This window comes from Streptomyces sp. AgN23, from assembly GCF_001598115.1.
GTDB lineage: Bacteria > Actinomycetota > Actinomycetes > Streptomycetales > Streptomycetaceae > Streptomyces > Streptomyces antimycoticus.
In genome coordinates this window covers 9163743-9180513 of the sequence record NZ_CP007153.1, presented here as the reverse complement: position 1 = coordinate 9180513, position 16771 = coordinate 9163743, and the positions used below count along the sequence as shown (strand labels likewise).

The following is a 16771-nucleotide window of genomic DNA, read 5'->3' as shown; positions in this document are numbered from 1 at the left end:
CTCCATTGGGTACCTTGTACGCGGTCATGGTCAAGCTAGGCCACTGGGTACCATGTACGCAACCCCGGAGGTGACACGGTGGCCGACGCCGAGTACGTGAACATCTGGATGAGGCCCGAGCGCCCGGCGCGCGGACCCAAGCCGGCCTACAGCCGCGCGCAGATCACCGAGGCCGCGGTCCTGATCGCCGACGTCGAGGGGCTGGAGGCCGCCACCATGCGGCGGATCGCCGCCGAGATCGGCGCGGGCGCGATGTCGCTCTACCGGTACGTTCCCAGCCGTGACGACCTCATCGAGCTCATGGCCGACCACTTGATGGGCGAGGTCGACGTCACGGGCATGCCCTCCGGCGACTGGCGCGCCGACCTGACGCGCTATGCGAACCAGACGCGGGCGATGTGGCTACGCCATCCGTGGATCGCCACCATCCACCGGGCGCTCCCCGGCCACGGCCCCAACCAACTTGGCCTGATCGAAAGGGTGATGGGAGCCCTCGACCCCTACGTCTCCATCGACGAGAACCTGGCCCTCATGGCCATTTTGAACGGCTACGTCGAGGGTGTCGTCCGCGAGGAGGTCGTCGTGGCGGAGGAGATCCGCCGCAGTGGACTCAGCGAGCTTGAATTCATGGCGCGGAGCCTCCCGCGCGTCCAGGAGCTGCTGGCGAGCGCGGAGTACCCGATCTTCACCAAGATCGTGACGGAGGCGGGTCAGCCGTTGCTGAACCACGACGACCAGTTCCGCTACGGACTGGAACGCGTCCTCGACTGCATCGCCGCCGCTCTTCGGCCCCCGAGCGGACTTTCGTCACGGAGCAACGGGCAAGACCGTTCCCTGGCCACGCAGTCTCCCCCGCCCAGGACCGTGTGTGACGAAACCAGGGATGCGGTGGATGACCAGTCATCCCGCCGTGACGGAACTCGAAGCGTGCGCACGCGGGCCGCCAAGTGTGCCGTATGTGGCGAAACCGCCCCCAGTCCCGAAACCGGGCGGCCCCGCCGATACTGCTCACGGGCATGCCAGCAGCGGGCCTACCGCACTCGGAGAAGCGCCGGATCCTCCCGGTGATCACCAGGCACGGTCTGTCTGTCCCGCCAACAGGACGCCGGGGCCCGTTCTGATTCGTTCGTCATTGGCCGATCTGAGGTATGTTCTGGCCCAGCCGGAGTGCAATTCAGCCCACGGTCCTGACGCCGGGCCTTCACGCCTCCGGGCCCGAATGGCGCTGAAATTCTCGTTCGGGTCCCCCCGATGCCGCTTCGGCTTTCAATAACTGCTGAGTTCCGCATCATCAGGCCGACGGCCCAGGCGAACGTCTTTCAGAAATTGCGAGGTCGCAGCCCTGCACGTCACCGCCCGACCAGCGACGCAGCCACAAACCCGTCGGAACCTCCACGCGATCAGGCACCGTCGGCGTCTGCCGCATCCAACCGCCTACCTCGACTGAATTAGGCGAAGGGAGTTCGCAAGCAGCCTGCGACACGCAAGCGGGCCCTCCCACCCACGCCTGTCAGGGACGCGAACCGAAAGGGCCCGTGTCCTCACGCTATCCGCACCACGACTTCGCCCCCGCCTGGACACCCCGAACCACTACGGCACCGTCACTCGATGGGTGGCTCTCGAACTCGCCGGAAATCCCTGGCCGCGGACAGATACACCGCCACCACGGACGGAGCAACAGTGGCTCCCGATCTCACCGGAACCCTGGCTCCCATATGACCCGATAAAAACACGGGCGGAGTATGCGCGGCTGGTGGTGCAGTGGGCGGCGGCCCAGCGCCGGGATGTCACTGCGGCGGCTTAACATCCGGCCGTGAGTGATATCGACAGATTGATCGAGTTGCAGCGGGCCTCAGATGCCGAGTTCGCGAAGCCGACCGGACTGGATGGCGAGGAGCATCAGCAGCATTGGGAGCGGTGGCGGACGGCGGCCGAGACCGTACAGGCCGCGATCACCAAGGCGGCCGAAGGCCAGAACCGGTACGAGCTTGAGGCGCGAGTGAAGAAGGCCGCCCGGCATCCGGAGACTGAGGGCTGACGTGCCGCCGCCCCGCCGGTTCGACGGGGCGGTGCTCCGAGTAGCTGCGCAGCCCACGCAGTAGATCGGATTGATGCCTCAAGGGTACGCGGGGGTGCCGACAACGCCCGGAATGTGAAGTGGCCCCCGCCGACGGGGGATGCAGCGGGGGCCACGACCAGTGTGGCACGGCGGTCAGTGGCGGAGGGCCCGATCGGGTCGGCACACGTCGCACACGGCGGCGGCTCGGCGGCCGATGCGCTCCACAGCGTCCTCGGTGGTGATCCGCTCGTGCTCACCCCTCACCTGCCAGCAGTCACGGCGGTGCAGACGGCGAGCAGGATCTTCCTCCCGGTACTGGTGGAGTTTCTCCAGCACCCACTGCCGTCCGGCTACGGCTCCATCGACAGGTACACCGCTGTAGTCCTCGCCCGCGATCGGGGTGACGCGGTCGCTCGGGACGCTAATCGGGGTGGGTGCTCCGGTGACGCGAGTGCGGCCATCGTCGTGCTGGTAGCGGGCCGGGAGGATCGCCTCGCACTCCGCCCACCATTGACCGTCAGGGGTGCGGGTCCACTGAGTGAGGACGACGTCCAGCTCTTGGTCATCCGGCATCTGGGCGCGGGCCCACGGCCCGGCCTTCGACCGCCACTCCTCCACGCCCATATTCGGATTCTAGTTCGAATACTCGGATGGGGGCCGCCCAGGGGCAACCCAAGCCCTGGCGTCCTACCGTCGAGCCATGCGGGCCATCTGGAGCGGAACCATTTCGTTCGGCCTCGTCGCCCTCCCCTGCCAGCTCTTTACTGCTACGGAGGAGCACGGCCCCGGGCTCCACACCGTGCATGTCGCCTGCGGAGGACGCATCCGCCACCGGCGTGTCTGCGAGCTCGAGAACGTCGAAGTCCAGCAGACCGATATCGCCCGAGCGTGGGAAGCACCCGACGGGCGCCAGGTGATTTTGAGAGACACCGACCTCGAGGCCCTGCCGCTGCCGACCAAGCACGTCATCGAGGTGCTGGGATTCGTCGGCAGCGAGGAGGTCGATCCCATTCTCTATTCCCGCCCGTACTGGATCGGGGCCTCCGGGGCTGGTGCCCAACGCCCCTACGCGCTCCTCGTCGAAGCCCTCGCACGCTCCGGCCGGGTGGCCATCTGCAAGGTAGCCATCCGCAGCAGGGAGCGCCTGGCCGCACTCCGTCCGCGGCACGGCATGCTCCTCCTCCAAACGCTCCTGTGGCCCGAGGAAGTACGCGACCCCGGCGACCTCTCCTCCCCCGCACCGTTGACCGACCGCGAGCTGGCCATGGCCGAGGTGCTCATGGACGCGCTCGCCGGCGTCGACATCGACCAGCTCCACGACGAATACACCGCAGCGCTCAACAGCCTGATCGATGCCAAAGCTGGCCACGGCGAACTGACCGTGACGCCCGAGCCGGCGCCCGCCATCGACCTCATGGCCGCCCTCGAGGAATCCGTCCGGGCCGCCAAACGGTCCCGCGGCGAGGACTCCGTGGACTGACCTGCGTTACTCGCCGCAGCGTGGGCACACGAGGGTGAGCCTGAGGGGGGATCTCCCGAAGGAGCACACCGTGATCAAGAAGCTGCACGATATCGGCCTGCGCTCAGAGCACGCCTACATCGCCGCTGTGGCCTCCATCGGCCTTTCCGTCGGCACCTGGGCCACGTCCCTCCGCGCCGAACCCGGCACCGGTCTCGATCGTGCCGACCGGTGGGGCATCTTCATCGGCGAATGGGCACCCACCTTCTTCGGCCTCGGCCTCGCCCTCTCCCACTACGAGCAAACCGAAGGGACACTTTTCGAGCAGTCCAGGGGCAACGTCGAGCAGCTGCGGGAGAAGGCCAGCCGAGGAACTGCGGCAGGCTAAGCCCCTGACAGCACGACGCCCCGCCTCGGAGAGAGACGGGGCATCGCAATCGCTCAGGTCTCAGCACATCTTGTAGTCGTAGCGGGTGGAGTTGTACGAGCACGAGTCCCTGAACGTGCCGGATGCCGTCCGGAGGGTGGCGGTGTCCTTGTCGTTGTTCCACACGTAGGAGCCGCGGCCCCAGTAGACGTGGCCCGCGCTCGTGCTGCCCCTGCCGGTGTGGACCTTCACCGTCTTACCGGCGCTGATCCGGTAGGAGGGGAAGGTGAACTTGTAGCCGGTGGCGTCGCGGAGCGTGTAGCCCTTGAGCTGCACGGCACTGCTGGTGCTGTTCTTGATCTGCACGTACTCGGCGTTGAGGCTGCTGTTGGACCGCGTGTCCGAGCCGGGCGAGTCGTAGTAGACCTTGTACAGGTGGATCGAGCCGGCGGCCTGCGCCTGGGTGGGCAGCAGGGCGACGGCGGAGGCCGCGGCCGTAGCGACAGCGGCGACGAGCATGCGGGGACGAATCAACGATCGTCCTCAAATGATGGCCGGGTACCCCCCATGGCCCCGGCGAGGAGATCACACTACGGGCGGAAGGCCAGATACCGGTCGCCGTTACCGATCCGGGACCCAAGGTGCGAGGCGTTCGAAACGGCAGACAGCGCAACGCCCCCTGCCGAAGCAGGGGGCGAAAGCGGTGCGGCCACCGCAGCGGCTACAAAGACCCGGCGAGGTGCACTCGGGGGCCAGGGCCACCGCACACCGGGTTGATCGCAGACCTACACCGGGCAAGGAGCCCGGGTCAGCCCGCATACCCAGTGTCGCACGAGGGGTTGACAGTGGGCGGCACGTTAGGAGAGGGCGGTCCAGTGCCGCTTAGATGAGCGCCATGAACCTCATAGCTGCGGCCGTCAGCAAGCCCGGTGACGTCGGCCGCAAGGTCGGCTTCGATATGAGCGAAGGCTGGGGCATGATCTTCGCCGCCGCATTCACCGGCCTCTTCGTCCTCCTCGCTGCCGTCATTGCCTACCGCACCGGCCGTCGCCAAGTCGCCGACCAAGGGCGAGTAGAGCACCAGCACTGGGTACGGCAGAACCGGTTCGACGCCTACCAGAAGTTCATCGCGGCCAGCGACGCCGTCGACGATGCGCTGGAGGAACGGCGACGGCACCCGGGGATCGGCAACGCTCCACTCACCAGAACCCTCGAAGGACTCATGGGCGCGAAAGCGCGAGTGCAGTTGGTCGGCCCGGATGCGATGGTCCGATCGGCCATGACTGTAGTGACGGCCGCGGCGGCGCTCCAGCAGCGGATGGGGCGGCCAGTTACCCAGATACTGCCCCTGAACGGCCAGGAATGGAGGGAGCTGACCGAGGCCCTGGTTGCGGCAGAGGGGCAGTTCATCAACGACGCTCGGGCCACGCTCGACGCTCCGGCGGAGTAGGCGAGTCGGCCCTCCCGTGAGGAGGCCGGGAGAGACGAAGCGCCCCGCCCGCGCAGGGCGGGGCGCAAGAGGGGGCACCGCCTGGGGGGCAGGCGCCCGCGCCCCCACAGCATGGACCCGTGGCGGTTGGTCGGGGAAGGGGTCGGACTGCGGTCCTTCAGGGCGAGGTAGCGCATAACGTTCCCTCAAGTGCCGCGCTACGCAGCCGAGGGCGCGCGGACGTCAAAGGAGACCGTGATCCTCGGCTGGCCCGCTTGGGGCTCCAGCTCCGAGTACTGCCACCTGTACAGCGACTCGTGCTCCAGCTGGCCAGCGCCCGTCAGGAAGACGGGTTCAACCTTGTTGCTGACGCTGCCATCCCGGTAGCGGCAAGCCACAACAGCCCACCCCACCACCGGGAACACGTCCTCCTCCTCCACCCAGCGTTCGCTGGTTCCCGGCTTGTGAGCCTTGACCTGCACGCGGACTGTCCAGCCCGGGTGGGCGGTTGTCATGGAAAGGATCTCGTTTTCGAATCGGTCTTCATCTGTCATCAGGGGCTACTTTCGTCAGCAGTCGCCCAGCGAGCTCAGCGGAACGCGGGGGCGAGTGTTCACAAGCCGATGTCCTCGGATGCGGCGTCGGTCCACTTGTCGGCTTCCCGAATGTAGCCCCAGAAAGGGGCTACTGACTGTGTAACGAACGGAGCCACTCGATAGCCTGACGAGGCGATGCCCCCGCCAGATCGGATGGCGGGAGCATCGCGCCGTGGGCGGTCACCCCACCAGTCGACGCCTCGGTTGAAGTTCAGGAAGAGCCAAATGAGCTTCGAGCCGTAGGGCCACCGGGCAACGGCCCCGTACTGTATGAGGTGCATGAGCGTTCGAGACGGCCAAGAGTCGCCCACCTCGAGCGGCACCGAAGAGGCCGCTACGTTCGCTGGCTTCACCAGGATCGACTGGGAAGCGTTCCTGCATGCGGAGCCGTAGAAGAAGGCCCCGGTGGGCCGACTGACTTCGAGGCGGCCTTCCCACCTGAGAGTGCCATCGGCGTCCGCCCCGTTCTGCGTCATGTCCAAGTGAGCCGTGAAGCGGGGGTGTGTCTGGGCGAGCTTGGCGGCATTCCCTTCCCGGTCCGCGTCGGCCCCCGGCGCCCCACCCGTGCTGATGCAGGTGTAGGTCACCGCCCCGGAGCCTACGAGGGCGTGCAGTTCGAGGAAGGCGGCATGCTGGTGGAGCGGCCACTGCTTGGGGGCGAATCGTGCCGAGCTGCCCAAGGCGTCTGCATAGCCAGTCCCGTAGATGTCGCCCTCGTTCATGTCGCCGCTGATGTGTCGATCGCGGAGTTCGAGCAGGGCGGTCATTGCCGAGGGCTCCTTCTGGAAGTCCTCAAGGAACCCTTGGGCTAGGTCTTCATGAACTGTCATTGATCGCCTTCCTCTCTCTTGGGTTCGACTCGAAGCATGCTGAGCGCTGCTGCTCGCCTGCTGTCATCGGTTCGCTTGCCTGCTCGACGGAGCCCGACCTTGCGATACTTCTCGACCATCTCGGTGGTGCCCCAGTCGCCGGTGATTTCTTTGATCTCGCTGGCCGTGTAGCCCTCCGCTCCGAGGTCGGTGGGGACGCCAGCGCGAAGCCCGTGGGCTGTGATGTCCTCAGCTACGTCGATCTCGGCGGCGGCTGGTGAGCCGGTCGAGAACGGCTGGAAGGGCAGGTGGGTACCAGTTCGGCAACCCCACCTATCCCCAACCGTCTCGGGGCGCTACGGTCATCCCTCTCATCACACGCAAGGGGGGACCATGCGTACACGCATGATCGCGGCCGTCATCCTGGCCGCCACACTGCCACTCACCGCATGCAGCGGAGACGACAGCGACAGCAGCAAGGACACGACACCCAAGGCCGCGGGGGAAAGCTTCGACTGCGACAACCCGAACGGCGACCAGGCCAGCTGGGTCGAGCACTGCGCCGACAAGAAGCCGGCACCGGCCGAGCAAGCCAGCACCGGGCTCGCCTTCGGAAAGAGCTACACCTGGCCGGACGGGCTCAGAGTGTCCGTCGTCGATGCCCACGTCTTCACGAACTACACGGAGTTCGAGGAACCGGAGAAGGACAAGACCGACTTCCGTGTCCGGCTGAAGCTCACGAACACGGGAAAGTCCACGGTGAAGCTCGACGGCTTGTCGACCATCATCGAGGGGGCAACCAATGGTGGTGAGGCTGCGAGCACCGAGTTCGAGAACGGCTCCAATCCGCTCGAGGGCCGCCTGGCGCCGGGTGTGACCGTGACGAAGACGGACGACGGCGTCCTCGGAACCAGGTACGGGAAGAAGATCGTTGTCACTGTGCAGCGAGCGTCGGAGAACTTTGATCTGGAGTTCCCCGAGTTCACCGGCAGCATGCAGTGGGCGTAGACGACGAAGTGCCCCGCCGCCTGCGCGAAGCAGGGGCGGGGCGTTCTCATTCGACGGCCATGCTGTCGTAGTTCGGCGGCGGGGGTGGCTCCGGTGACGGTACGGGCTGCGGCTCCACCACGCCCATGCCCACCAGCGTGCCCATGTCGGCGGCGGTCGTGTCCGGGATCGGCACGGCCGGCTGCGGTGCGGGCTGCTCATCCTGGGTCGGCATCGGTGCTCCTTACGGGTATTGGCGCCGTTGCGGGTCGAGGCCCAGCGTCAGCGAGCCCTGCTGGGACGGCTCCGGCTCGGGGGCTGGCTGGTTCGAGCGGCACGTGTAGTGGGTGGACCCGTCACTGTCCGGGGTGCACTCGTAAGTGACGCCCTGCGGATCTGTGTACGTCCAACCCGCGAACCAGTGTCCTCGAACCGTCAGGGAGAACCCGGTAGATGGTCAGCAACTGGCCCACGGTGAGTTCGCGCAGCGTGAGCGTGATGCTCGCCGTGTCGTCGTGAGCTGCGACAGCGTTGGCTGGGAGTTGCTGCCACATGCCCACCATGTCGATACGCCACACGCTGCCGGTCGCAGTTGCGGTGAGCGTGTACTCGATCGCCGCCTGGGTCGCATCCGCCGGGATCGTGAAATCGTTGCTGAGCGCCCACCATCCGGGTGTCGGTGCGGCCTCAGGTGCGGCCGTCGAGACTCCGAGGTCAGCGTTGGAGGCGTCGTACCAGCGCACACCGCGAGTCATGGTCCGGCCGCCAGCAGTCACCTGGCCAATTACCTGAATACGCAGGTTCTGGCCCGCTGTCGCCAAGTCGATTCCGGCGGCAATACTGCATGCTGCCGTGCCGACCGGTGCCACAGCCGATGCCCGCTGCCTGTACCAGGCGGGTGCCCGGTGCGGCGAGCACCGAGCGGGTGGCTTGGATCTGGTTGCCAGGCTCGTCATAGAACCGCAGCTCAACCCACGTGGTGACGCTGGTGTTGGGCGGGTTGAGGTAGCAGGCGGCCATGTACTCGACTCCTGGCGTGGCGACCGGCCGGTCCGTGGACCGTATGGAGGCATTGCCGTTGGCCATGGCCGTCATAGCTATGACGTGGCCATCATGAAGGTAGTCGTCCACCGCCCACTGCACGGGCGGCAACTGCCGGGCGATCGTGCAGTTGACCTCGGCGAACCAGCCCGACGCATCAACCTCGGCGCTCTCGGTGTTGAACGCGAACAGGTTGCCAGTCGTGGTGTACGGATAGCCGAAGTAGACGTTCTCGTAGTACTGGTTGACGTTGCCCGCGACGGGGATGGAGGACACCACGATCTGCGCGCGGGCCGCGTCAGCCGGTGCTTCCCCGCCTACAGCGATCCGGTGCCACCCCGCCGAGGCAGGCGAGGTAGTCATCGACCACGTAATGGAGATTTCGGCGTTGCTGCTGTTCAGCCAGCGAATGCCGATCCGCTCCCCCACCACGCCAGCCGCGTCGCAGAACGCCTCGTACTCCGTCCACGGGGTGACCGGGTAGCTCGAGACGGTGATGGCCTGCATCTCCCCAGCAGCGGAGGACTTTACGACGAGACATCCGTCGCCGTTCCGTCCCCCGGTACCGAGGGAGAGCATCGCGTTGAGCTTGGCCTTCCAGCCGAACGTGTTCGGGTCGATCGACTCCGTGACCGTCGAGAGGAAGTTGCCGGGGATCGCCACGTCTCGCGGTCGCCGACGTACACCGCCACGTTCAGATCGCCAAGGCCCGCAGCCGGATCGGCGCCCAGGCGCAGCAGGGCGTTCGCCTGCTGCGTGGTGAACACCGGTTCCGGCCGCCCCGTGCCGTTGTAGGCGAGGTTGAGGCCCGGCTGGAGGTAGCCGCCACTGTCATAGCCGCCGGCCCGGTTGTAGGCCCGCGGGCGCAGGTGCACCCAGTGCTCGGCGGGGAAGTCGTAGAACGCGAGGAGCTCGTCGGACTCATCGGTGACCTTCTTGGCGGCCTTCGGCCACTTCACGCTACACCCAGCGGTGACCGCCGACCACCCGCGCGAAGACGCCCCAGCAGCGAGGCCCGCCATGCACACCAGTGCCCACACCGTCCTGTACGACCCCGACGGGCTGATCGAGGCGGAGCTCCCGCTCGACCGCGAGCCGTACGAGTGCCTCGTCAAGGCCGTCCTCGCCTGGACCGGCGAGGACACGCTCACGACCCGCGACTACGAGCAGATCGCCCTCCATCTGACCAGTCACGCTCGCGCGGTCGCCGCCGACGTCCGGCGCCGCGCGAACCAGCTGCCGAAGAGCAGCGGGCCCCGGGCACTCGCCGACGTCGTCCTGCGCGAGGCTGAAGGCCGGCTGTCCGCGACGCCGGAGGGCACCGTGCGCTGCGTCCAGGTCCGCGCCCGGCCTCGTCCCGCGCTCTCTCCGAACGCCTGGAGGCCGTGCTCGCCCCGGAGAGGGGTGCACCGAGCGGCGGCTGAACCGTTGGCTGGACGGTTGCTTTCAGCGGGGGACCGCAGGTGTGACCGAAGGTGTGGACCTCTCAAATCGGACACCGCCCGTTCTCGAAGGTCAACCCTGGTGGGCAAGCCGGTCTCGTGCGCGGACACCTCTTTCCCACGCGATAGCCATGGGGAAGAGGTCTGCTTCGAGCCCCGGGGGCCGACGAGCTGCGGCGGTGAAGGAAACCCCTGGTCGCCTGTTGATCGGGATGGCAGGCAAGGCCGCCTTCTTCATGTTCCTCTACCTGGAGGTTCTGGACGCGTCCTTCTCCTTCGACGGTGTCATCGCCGCCTTCGCGATCACCAACGACATCGTCCTGATGTCGCTCGGCCTCGGTATCGGCGCGATGCACGTCCGTTCCCTGACGGTCTACCTGGTCCGCCAGGGCACCCTCGACGACTACGTCTACCTGGAGCACGGCGCGCACTACGCGATCGGCGCGCTGGCGGTGATCCTCATGATCTCCATCCGCTACCAGATCCCCGAGGTGGTCACCGGTCTCATCGGTGTCGTCCTGATCGCCTGGGCCTTCTGGTCCTCCGTCCGCCGCAACCGCAGGCTGGCGGCGGACGAGGGAGAACAGACGGCTCACGAGAATGCCGAGGTTTCCTCCGGCGTCTGGGCCGGGCAGTCGGCGCGCGCCGGCCTGGACCAGGCGGCGCAGCTCTCGGCCGGCCGCTCGGCGCCGACCCACACCAAGGTGCTGACCCTCCCGCCCCGCGAGTTTAGGCGGCGGCGGTGAGGGCCTCGAATTCCTTGTCGTCGAGTCGCACCAGGGCGGCGTTGACGTTCTCCTCCAGATGGGCGGCACTGTACGTGCCCGGTATCGGAAGCATCACCGGGGAGCGGCGCAACAGCCAGGCGAGGGCGAGCTGCGCGGGGCTCGCGTCGTGCAGCCGGGACGGGCCGTCCAGCGGGCCGCCGGGGCGGGCAAGTTCGCCCGTGGCGATCGGGAACCAAGGGATGAAGGCGATGTTCTCGGCCTCGGCGTACGTGAGTACGTCCTCGGCCGACCGGTTCGCGAGGTTGTAGAGGTTCTGCACGGAGACGATGTCAACGTGCGTGCGAGCCTCCTTGAGCTGCTCGACCGTCACCTCGGATAGTCCGAGGTGACGGATCTTGCCCTCCTGCTGCATCTGGGCCAACGCGCCGAGCTGCTCGGCCAGCGGGACGTCGGGGTCGCTACGGTGCAGCTGGTACAGATCAATGCACTCGAGTCCGAGGTGTCGCAGACTCAGCTCCACCCGTTGACGCAGAAACACGGGTCGGCCGCTGGGGCGCCAGTCGTCCGGACCCGGACGTGTCACGCCGCCCTTGGTGGCGATGACGAGGTCATCGGCGTAGGGGTGCAGTGCCTTGCGGATCAGCTGCTCGTTGACGCACGGGCCGTAGGCGTCCGCCGTGTCGATGAAGGTGATGCCCAGCTCGACCGCTCGACGTAAGACCCGGACGGCCTCGTCCGGATGCGGATCAAGCCCAGATACCACCGACGCCGAGTACACGAACGCGTGACACATCTTGCCGTACACGTACGTGTACGGACTGTGGAGAAGTACCAGGCCGAGTGCCCCTCGTTGTCGCAAGGGATCACCTCGACTGCTCCCACCGGCATGCGGAGTACAGCGGTCTTGTGGGCGCCAGAGCCGCTACCGGTTGTGGTCGCCGGAGTGGCTGTCGTGGCGGTCAGAGCGGGGCGGGGCACCGGTGAGGGTGCAGCCCTGCTGGGACAGGTCCAGTTTCGATCCCTTGGTCAGGCAGGCCGGGATCATGTAGACCTGCTGGCCGTAGCCACGGCCCTTCACGGAGGTCACGGTTCCGTCCGAGTCCACCTCGCAAGGGTTGTCGTCGGTGCACTGCTCGCCGGCATCGTTGTGGGTGTTGTGGATCCCCGCGACCGTGGTGCCGTCGGGGGCCAGCAGCGCCGAACCGGATGTGCCGAACCAGGGGGCGCAGTCTTTGCTGGTGGCGTAGCGGATCGAGTCGTTCTGCTGGTAGCCGCCCTCCCGCAGGTGCGGGACCACGGCCTCGGCGGTGCAGTTGAAGCGCTGGCTGGTGTAGGCCATGGTCAGCGGGTCGCCTGCGCGCACGGGGGTGGTGGTGAGTTGGAAGGTTTTCGCGCCCTCGGCCTTCAACTGCTTGTAGGTCTTGTCCAGGCGGTAGAGCGCGATGTCGGTGCCGGTCATCGTCGCGTACACCAGCCGTTTCGTACGGGCGGTGGTCTGGGGGTAGCCCTGATGGTCGGCGATATACGCCTCGCGGTCGGCCGGCTGGTCCACTATTGCGGTTCCGGGCGCGGGCCGCTGTCCCTCCACGCAGTGACCGTTGGTCAGCACCAGCGCCGGGTCCTGCGGCCGGGAGGTGGCGATGCGGACCACCGAGCCTACACAGTTGTCCAGGTCCACCACGCCTTCCACGTCCGGGATCACATCATCGGGGGGCACGTTGGTGCCCGTGATGATGCCGTTGATCCAGTCGGCGTGCTTGGTGACATCGGTGTACAGCGTCTTGCCGCTTTCGTCGGGGCCACTGACCGTACCGGCCAGGGCCCACTGGTCGCCTTCGCGGACCAGCGCAGGCCCACCGGAGTCCATGTTGGACGCGGCGACGCTGCCGTCGCTGCTACCGATACACAACTCTCCTTCGCCGGCTTGCGGACACTCCGATTTCGGCTGCACCACGGTGTCAGCCTCCCGCAGCCGCTTGGGGAAACACGCCGCGTTGTCCATATCGTCGCAGGTCATGCCCCAGCCCATGATGCGGACGGGAGTGTTGTCCGGCGGCGTGGTCGAGGCGATCCGCACCGGCTTGGCCCGAACCGGTGTCCGCAGATGCATCAATGCGAGGTCGCGGCCCCAGAACCCTCCCTCATCGCTATTGGTCGCCAGCCGGTAGTAGTGGTCGACCTCGGCGACCTCGCCCCCGGATGTGGTGTCCAGTGACCCGACCCGGACCTTCCAGCCACGCGGGACACCCGCCCTCGCCCCGGTCGGGTTCCGGCCGGCGCAGTGGCTGGCGGTCAGGACCCATTGCGGCGCAAGGACCTCCACCCCACAGCCGTGTTGGTCCGGGCGCGGTGGCGCGGGATAGGCCAGCTGGAACGAGCCCGTGAACGAATACGCCTTGGTTGACTCGGTGCCACCCACGATGGCCTGCGCCGGTAAGGCGGGCACCAGCGCCGCGGTCACCGCGACCCCCGTCGTCAGGACGGCGGCCGCCCTTCGGCTTGTCCACTTACGCATGAGTGACTCCTCTTTCGTCCGCTGCCGGGCATCGCTCCGGCGGGCTTGTGCGGAGGAACAGCACCCGGCCGTCCCGTCCGGCCTCGACTCTGGGCCCAGCGGTCTTCCTGCTGATCTCGACCGCGTATCAGGCGCGTCGCGGTATCCGCTCAGTTGTGTATCAGCCCTGGGGCAAGCACCGTGGAATGGTCACGGCCGGATGCAGGCATGCGCAACGGATACACGGTCATCGTGATCCCGACACACCTGATCGACCTGCCCACGCTCCCTGAGCAAAGCCGGGGAAGCTGGGCAATACGCCGTAATTGTCAAGAGTTGTGGTTCAGCAGGGCTGTTCAGGCTGCGGTGACTTCGGGGCGTTCGATAAGGTGACCGTTCTTGAAGCGGGTGCCGTTGCGGACGAGGGTGACGAGGTGGGGTGCGGTGATCGCACGCCAGCGGGCCTGGGCGGACTCGACGAGCTTGAACACCATGGCCAGGGCCGCGGCCGGGCTGCCGGCCCCGCGGGTCACCTTGGTGCGGAGCTTCACGGTGCTGAAGGTGCTCTCGATGGGATTTGTCGTGCGCAGGTGCACCCAGTGCTCGGCGGGGAAGTCGTAGAACGCGAGGAGCTCGTCGGACTCATCGGTGACCTTCTTGGCGGCCTTCGGCCACTTCACGCTGTAGGTGCGCTCGAAGTCCTTGATCGCCTTCTCGGCGTGGTCGCGGTCCTCGGCGTTGTAGATCTCCTGCAGGGCCTTCTTCGCGCCGGGCTGAGCCGACTTCGGCAGCGCGTTCATGACATTACGGACCTTGTGAACCCAGCACCTCTGGTGCCTGGCCTGCGGAAACACCTCTGCGAGGGCCCTCCACAGGCCCACCGCGCCGTCGCCGACGACGAGTTCGGGATCGCGCATACCGCGCCGCCGGCAGTCACGCAGAAGATCCGCCCACGACTCGGCCGACTCACGCAGCCCCTCGGCCAGCGCGATGAGTTCCTTGCGGCCGTCCGCGCGCACGCCCATGAGGACCAGGACGCAGGAGTGGGCCTGTCCGAGCCGGACCTTGGGGTGGACGCCGTCGGCCCACACGTAGACGTAGTCGCAGTCCGACAGGTCACGGGCATGGAAGGCGGTGTGGTCGTCGGTCCACTGCTTCGTCAGCCGGGTCACCGTCGCCGGCGAAAGGCCGGCCCCCGATCCCAGGAACTGTTCCATCGCGGGCACGAAATCTCCAGAGGACAGTCCGTGCAGGTAGAGCAGGGGCAGGACCTCGCTGATCTTCGGCGACTTCCGGCACCAGGGGGCCAGGATCTGCGACGAGAACCGCTTGCGTTCGCCCGTCTCTTCGTCGACGCGCTTGTCGTTCACGCGGGGCGCCGTCACCGGGATCGGCCCGGCGGCCGTCGCAACGGTGCGTTCACGATGGTGGCCGTTGCGGACCACGAGGCGCCGACCGGACTCGTCGCGCTGGTCGGCCAACTCCGCTATGTACTGGTTGACTTCGGCTTCCAGGACCGCGGCGAGCATCCGCCTCGCTCCCTCGCGGACGATGTCGTCCATCAGGGAGCCGGTCTCGGTGGTTCCATCGTTGCTGACTACGCTGAGCACGGGGCGTGCCTTCCCGACCCGCGCTGCGAACGCGGGTCTACTCGATGACCAGAAGTCGATCACTCGGGAAGGTACGCCCTCCGCGTTCCGCGAGGCACCCCACCCGAGGCCGATCCACAGGTCTTGAGCATTGCTCCGCATCCTGCGCATCAGCCAAAGACCGCTCGGCCGAGGCCACCTGCTCATTCGCCGACCGCATCCGGTCCGCAGCCTGCTGATAAGCGTCCGCTAGCGACTGGCGGGCCTGCCGCACCTGCTGGGCGGCATTCCTGCTGGCCTCGACGGCAGACCTCGCCGCGTCCTGCACACCCTGCTCGGCCTGAGCAATCTGGCGTGCCACATTCCGGTGCGCGGTCGCCAGGGCCTGCTGGGCACCAGCCATCTGCAAAGCGCGAGACGCTGCCTGACTCGCAGCCTGGGCGCCCTTCATGGATGCGGTAGTCGCCGCATCCTGCGCCTGCTTCTGCGCCAGAAACGCGCCCGCGATGCCAGTGAACGCGGGTATTGCCACTGCGGCAATCGCGCCTACACCGGCAGCAGCGGCAATACCAGCCGATGCCACCGCGCCCAGCCCGGCAACCAGCGCCGAAAGCGCCGGAAGGGCGCCGACACTGCCGACAGCAATCGCCAGCCGCAGCATCGCGGCACTGGCCGACATCGTGTCGATGTCGATCCGGGCCGTTCTGCCATCCAGCGCCGACACCATCGCCTGCACCTGCGCCAGCTGAGCAGCGGCGGCAGCAGAGTCCACGCGCACGTTGACATCAGCATCCGACGCCGAAAGGCGCTCGAGACGGGCCTGAATGTCGGTGATCTTCACGGTAGCCGTGGCGGCGTCAATGTCGATGCCGATCCGCTAATCCCGCAGGGCGGTGAGCTGCGCGCGAAGCGAGGCAATCTCCGCATCAGCCGCAGTCGTGTCCACGCCGATGTTGATGTTCTGCAGGGACGCCTCGGCCGCCTGCACAGCAGCCCTCAGTCGGGTGCCGAACGACCCGTCGGTCTCCAGACGGATCCGATGCGGCATCGGGCTGTCGGTGGACGACATCGACGTCGACGCCGGTGTGCTCCATGTGCGCCGCCAGCTGAAGAAAGTGCACAATCGGCTCGTATTCGCTCTCCCCAAGGGAGAGAAGGAGCGGGACGTGCCGCTCCTGCAGCACCTGGCGAAGCGCCTGCAAGCGCACCTGGACGAGTTTCCGGCCCGGCCGGTGACACTGCCGTGGGGCAATCCGGACGAGCCCGAGAGCGACAGAGAGACCGAGGAGCGGGCCCCTCAGACGCACAAGCTGGTGGTGACCGCGGCGTGGGGCGGACCAGTTCGCCGGGATTCATGGAACGAGCGGTATTGGAAGTCTGCTCTGGTGTCTGCCGGGATCATTCCGGTGCATCCGGAGTCGCACCCGACGGCGAAACGGCGCCAGGTGCTGAAGTTCGTGCCGTCACGGGAGCACGGGTTTCATGCGTTGCGGCACACGTTCGCGTCGGTGATGCTGGACGCGAGGGAGAACCCGGTGGCTGTGTCGAGTTGGCTCGGCCACGCTGATGCGTCAATCACGCTCCGGATCTACGGGCACATGCTGCCAGCAGCTGATGGGCGCGGCAGGGACGCGATGGATGCCTGGTTCGAGGCCGATTCCTAAACGATCTCCCTAGATTCTCCCTCCGAAGGTTTCGCGTATGGCCCGGGACTGCTCGGAGAGGGCCAGAAGAGGGCGGGAGTACCGATGGCGATGGGGCTGCCGCTACG

At 67.1% G+C, this 16771-nt stretch carries 21 protein-coding genes and 2 pseudogenes; 10 read left to right on the top strand and 13 right to left on the bottom strand.

Annotated features, from left to right (window positions below):
* Nucleotides 1-78: 78 nt before the first annotated feature.
* Both AS97_RS39885 and AS97_RS39880 read left to right on the top strand, forming a co-directional pair.
* The gene (locus AS97_RS39885) at nt 79-1068 is read left to right on the top strand and encodes a TetR/AcrR family transcriptional regulator (RefSeq protein ID WP_079059542.1); all 990 of its coding nucleotides are present in this window, start codon (nt 79-81) and stop codon (nt 1066-1068) included.
* A 745-nt stretch (nt 1069-1813) separates the two neighbouring features.
* A complete protein-coding gene (locus tag AS97_RS39880; RefSeq protein WP_247204633.1) occupies nt 1814-2038 on the top strand; it encodes a hypothetical protein in 225 nt (74 codons plus the stop codon).
* A gap of 174 nt (nt 2039-2212) precedes the next feature.
* On the opposite strand, the gene AS97_RS39875 is transcribed toward AS97_RS39880, so the two are convergent.
* Nucleotides 2213-2683: a DUF6233 domain-containing protein gene (locus AS97_RS39875; protein WP_059146043.1), complete on the bottom strand. Its 471-nt coding sequence runs from the start codon at nt 2681-2683 to the stop codon at nt 2213-2215.
* Between the two features lie 76 nt (nt 2684-2759).
* On the opposite strand from AS97_RS39875, the gene AS97_RS39870 reads away from it, so the two are divergent.
* Both AS97_RS39870 and AS97_RS39865 read left to right on the top strand, forming a co-directional pair.
* Nucleotides 2760-3539 carry a Ku protein gene (locus tag AS97_RS39870; RefSeq protein ID WP_210566596.1) on the top strand — a complete coding sequence of 260 codons (780 nt, stop codon included), beginning with the start codon at nt 2760-2762 and terminating at the stop codon, nt 3537-3539.
* A 70-nt stretch (nt 3540-3609) separates the two neighbouring features.
* Nucleotides 3610-3906, top strand: coding sequence for a hypothetical protein (locus AS97_RS39865; protein WP_210566595.1), 297 nt, complete (start codon nt 3610-3612; stop codon nt 3904-3906).
* Between the two features lie 60 nt (nt 3907-3966).
* On the opposite strand, the gene AS97_RS39860 is transcribed toward AS97_RS39865, so the two are convergent.
* A complete protein-coding gene (locus AS97_RS39860; protein ID WP_210567383.1) occupies nt 3967-4404 on the bottom strand; it encodes a lamin tail domain-containing protein in 438 nt (145 codons plus the stop codon).
* A gap of 367 nt (nt 4405-4771) precedes the next feature.
* Here AS97_RS39860 and AS97_RS39855 point away from each other — a divergent pair, with 367 nt between their 5' ends.
* The gene (locus tag AS97_RS39855; RefSeq protein ID WP_125756889.1) at nt 4772-5335 is read left to right on the top strand and encodes a hypothetical protein; all 564 of its coding nucleotides are present in this window, start codon (nt 4772-4774) and stop codon (nt 5333-5335) included.
* Between the two features lie 197 nt (nt 5336-5532).
* On the opposite strand, the gene AS97_RS39850 is transcribed toward AS97_RS39855, so the two are convergent.
* Both AS97_RS39850 and AS97_RS39845 read right to left on the bottom strand, forming a co-directional pair.
* Nucleotides 5533-5868: a hypothetical protein gene (locus tag AS97_RS39850; protein WP_059146048.1), complete on the bottom strand. Its 336-nt coding sequence runs from the start codon at nt 5866-5868 to the stop codon at nt 5533-5535.
* A 59-nt stretch (nt 5869-5927) separates the two neighbouring features.
* A complete protein-coding gene (locus tag AS97_RS39845) occupies nt 5928-6740 on the bottom strand; it encodes a hypothetical protein (RefSeq protein WP_059146049.1) in 813 nt (270 codons plus the stop codon).
* On the opposite strand from AS97_RS39845, the gene AS97_RS39840 reads away from it, so the two are divergent.
* On the top strand, nt 6740-7000 hold the full coding sequence (locus AS97_RS39840; RefSeq protein WP_059146050.1) for a hypothetical protein: 261 nt from the start codon (nt 6740-6742) through the stop codon (nt 6998-7000). The genes AS97_RS39845 and AS97_RS39840 overlap by 1 nt on opposite strands.
* Nucleotides 7001-7124: 124 nt before the next feature.
* The gene (locus AS97_RS39835; RefSeq protein WP_059146051.1) at nt 7125-7727 is read left to right on the top strand and encodes a hypothetical protein; all 603 of its coding nucleotides are present in this window, start codon (nt 7125-7127) and stop codon (nt 7725-7727) included.
* Nucleotides 7728-7773: 46 nt separating this feature from the next.
* Here the strand turns inward: AS97_RS39835 and AS97_RS39830 are convergent, their stop codons facing one another.
* From AS97_RS39830 to AS97_RS39815, 4 genes are all read right to left on the bottom strand, one after another.
* Nucleotides 7774-7941 (bottom strand): hypothetical protein, encoded by a 168-nt coding sequence (locus tag AS97_RS39830; protein WP_156107658.1) that lies wholly within the window; start codon nt 7939-7941, stop codon nt 7774-7776.
* Between the two features lie 121 nt (nt 7942-8062).
* Nucleotides 8063-8449 carry a hypothetical protein gene (locus AS97_RS39825; protein WP_210566594.1) on the bottom strand — a complete coding sequence of 129 codons (387 nt, stop codon included), beginning with the start codon at nt 8447-8449 and terminating at the stop codon, nt 8063-8065.
* Complete coding sequence (locus AS97_RS39820) at nt 8421-9254, bottom strand: hypothetical protein (RefSeq protein WP_210566593.1); 834 nt, start codon at nt 9252-9254, stop codon at nt 8421-8423. The genes AS97_RS39825 and AS97_RS39820 overlap by 29 nt, the downstream gene beginning before the upstream one ends.
* Before the next feature lie 20 nt (nt 9255-9274).
* Nucleotides 9275-9706 carry a hypothetical protein gene (locus tag AS97_RS39815; RefSeq protein ID WP_210567471.1) on the bottom strand — a complete coding sequence of 144 codons (432 nt, stop codon included), beginning with the start codon at nt 9704-9706 and terminating at the stop codon, nt 9275-9277.
* A 61-nt stretch (nt 9707-9767) separates the two neighbouring features.
* On the opposite strand from AS97_RS39815, the pseudogene AS97_RS47965 reads away from it, so the two are divergent.
* A pseudogene (locus tag AS97_RS47965) lies at nt 9768-10171 on the top strand (restriction endonuclease).
* A gap of 230 nt (nt 10172-10401) precedes the next feature.
* Nucleotides 10402-10812 (top strand): annotated as a pseudogene (locus tag AS97_RS39805) (DUF475 domain-containing protein); the annotation flags it as partial.
* 106 nt (nt 10813-10918) lie between these two features.
* On the opposite strand, the gene AS97_RS39800 reads toward AS97_RS39805, so the two are convergent.
* From AS97_RS39800 to AS97_RS39780, 5 genes are all read right to left on the bottom strand, one after another.
* Complete coding sequence (locus tag AS97_RS39800; protein ID WP_247204632.1) at nt 10919-11680, bottom strand: aldo/keto reductase; 762 nt, start codon at nt 11678-11680, stop codon at nt 10919-10921.
* A gap of 159 nt (nt 11681-11839) precedes the next feature.
* A complete protein-coding gene (locus tag AS97_RS39795) occupies nt 11840-13432 on the bottom strand; it encodes a trypsin-like serine protease (RefSeq protein WP_210566592.1) in 1593 nt (530 codons plus the stop codon).
* Between the two features lie 335 nt (nt 13433-13767).
* The gene (locus AS97_RS39790; protein ID WP_210566591.1) at nt 13768-15021 is read right to left on the bottom strand and encodes an IS256 family transposase; all 1254 of its coding nucleotides are present in this window, start codon (nt 15019-15021) and stop codon (nt 13768-13770) included.
* A 37-nt stretch (nt 15022-15058) separates the two neighbouring features.
* Complete coding sequence (locus AS97_RS39785) at nt 15059-15841, bottom strand: hypothetical protein (protein ID WP_210566590.1); 783 nt, start codon at nt 15839-15841, stop codon at nt 15059-15061.
* A gap of 36 nt (nt 15842-15877) precedes the next feature.
* The gene (locus AS97_RS39780; RefSeq protein WP_210566589.1) at nt 15878-16069 is read right to left on the bottom strand and encodes a hypothetical protein; all 192 of its coding nucleotides are present in this window, start codon (nt 16067-16069) and stop codon (nt 15878-15880) included.
* Between AS97_RS39780 and AS97_RS39775 the strand changes: the two genes are divergently transcribed.
* On the top strand, nt 16059-16664 hold the full coding sequence (locus AS97_RS39775) for a tyrosine-type recombinase/integrase (protein ID WP_185929768.1): 606 nt from the start codon (nt 16059-16061) through the stop codon (nt 16662-16664). The genes AS97_RS39780 and AS97_RS39775 overlap by 11 nt on opposite strands.
* Nucleotides 16665-16771: the final 107 nt, after the last annotated feature.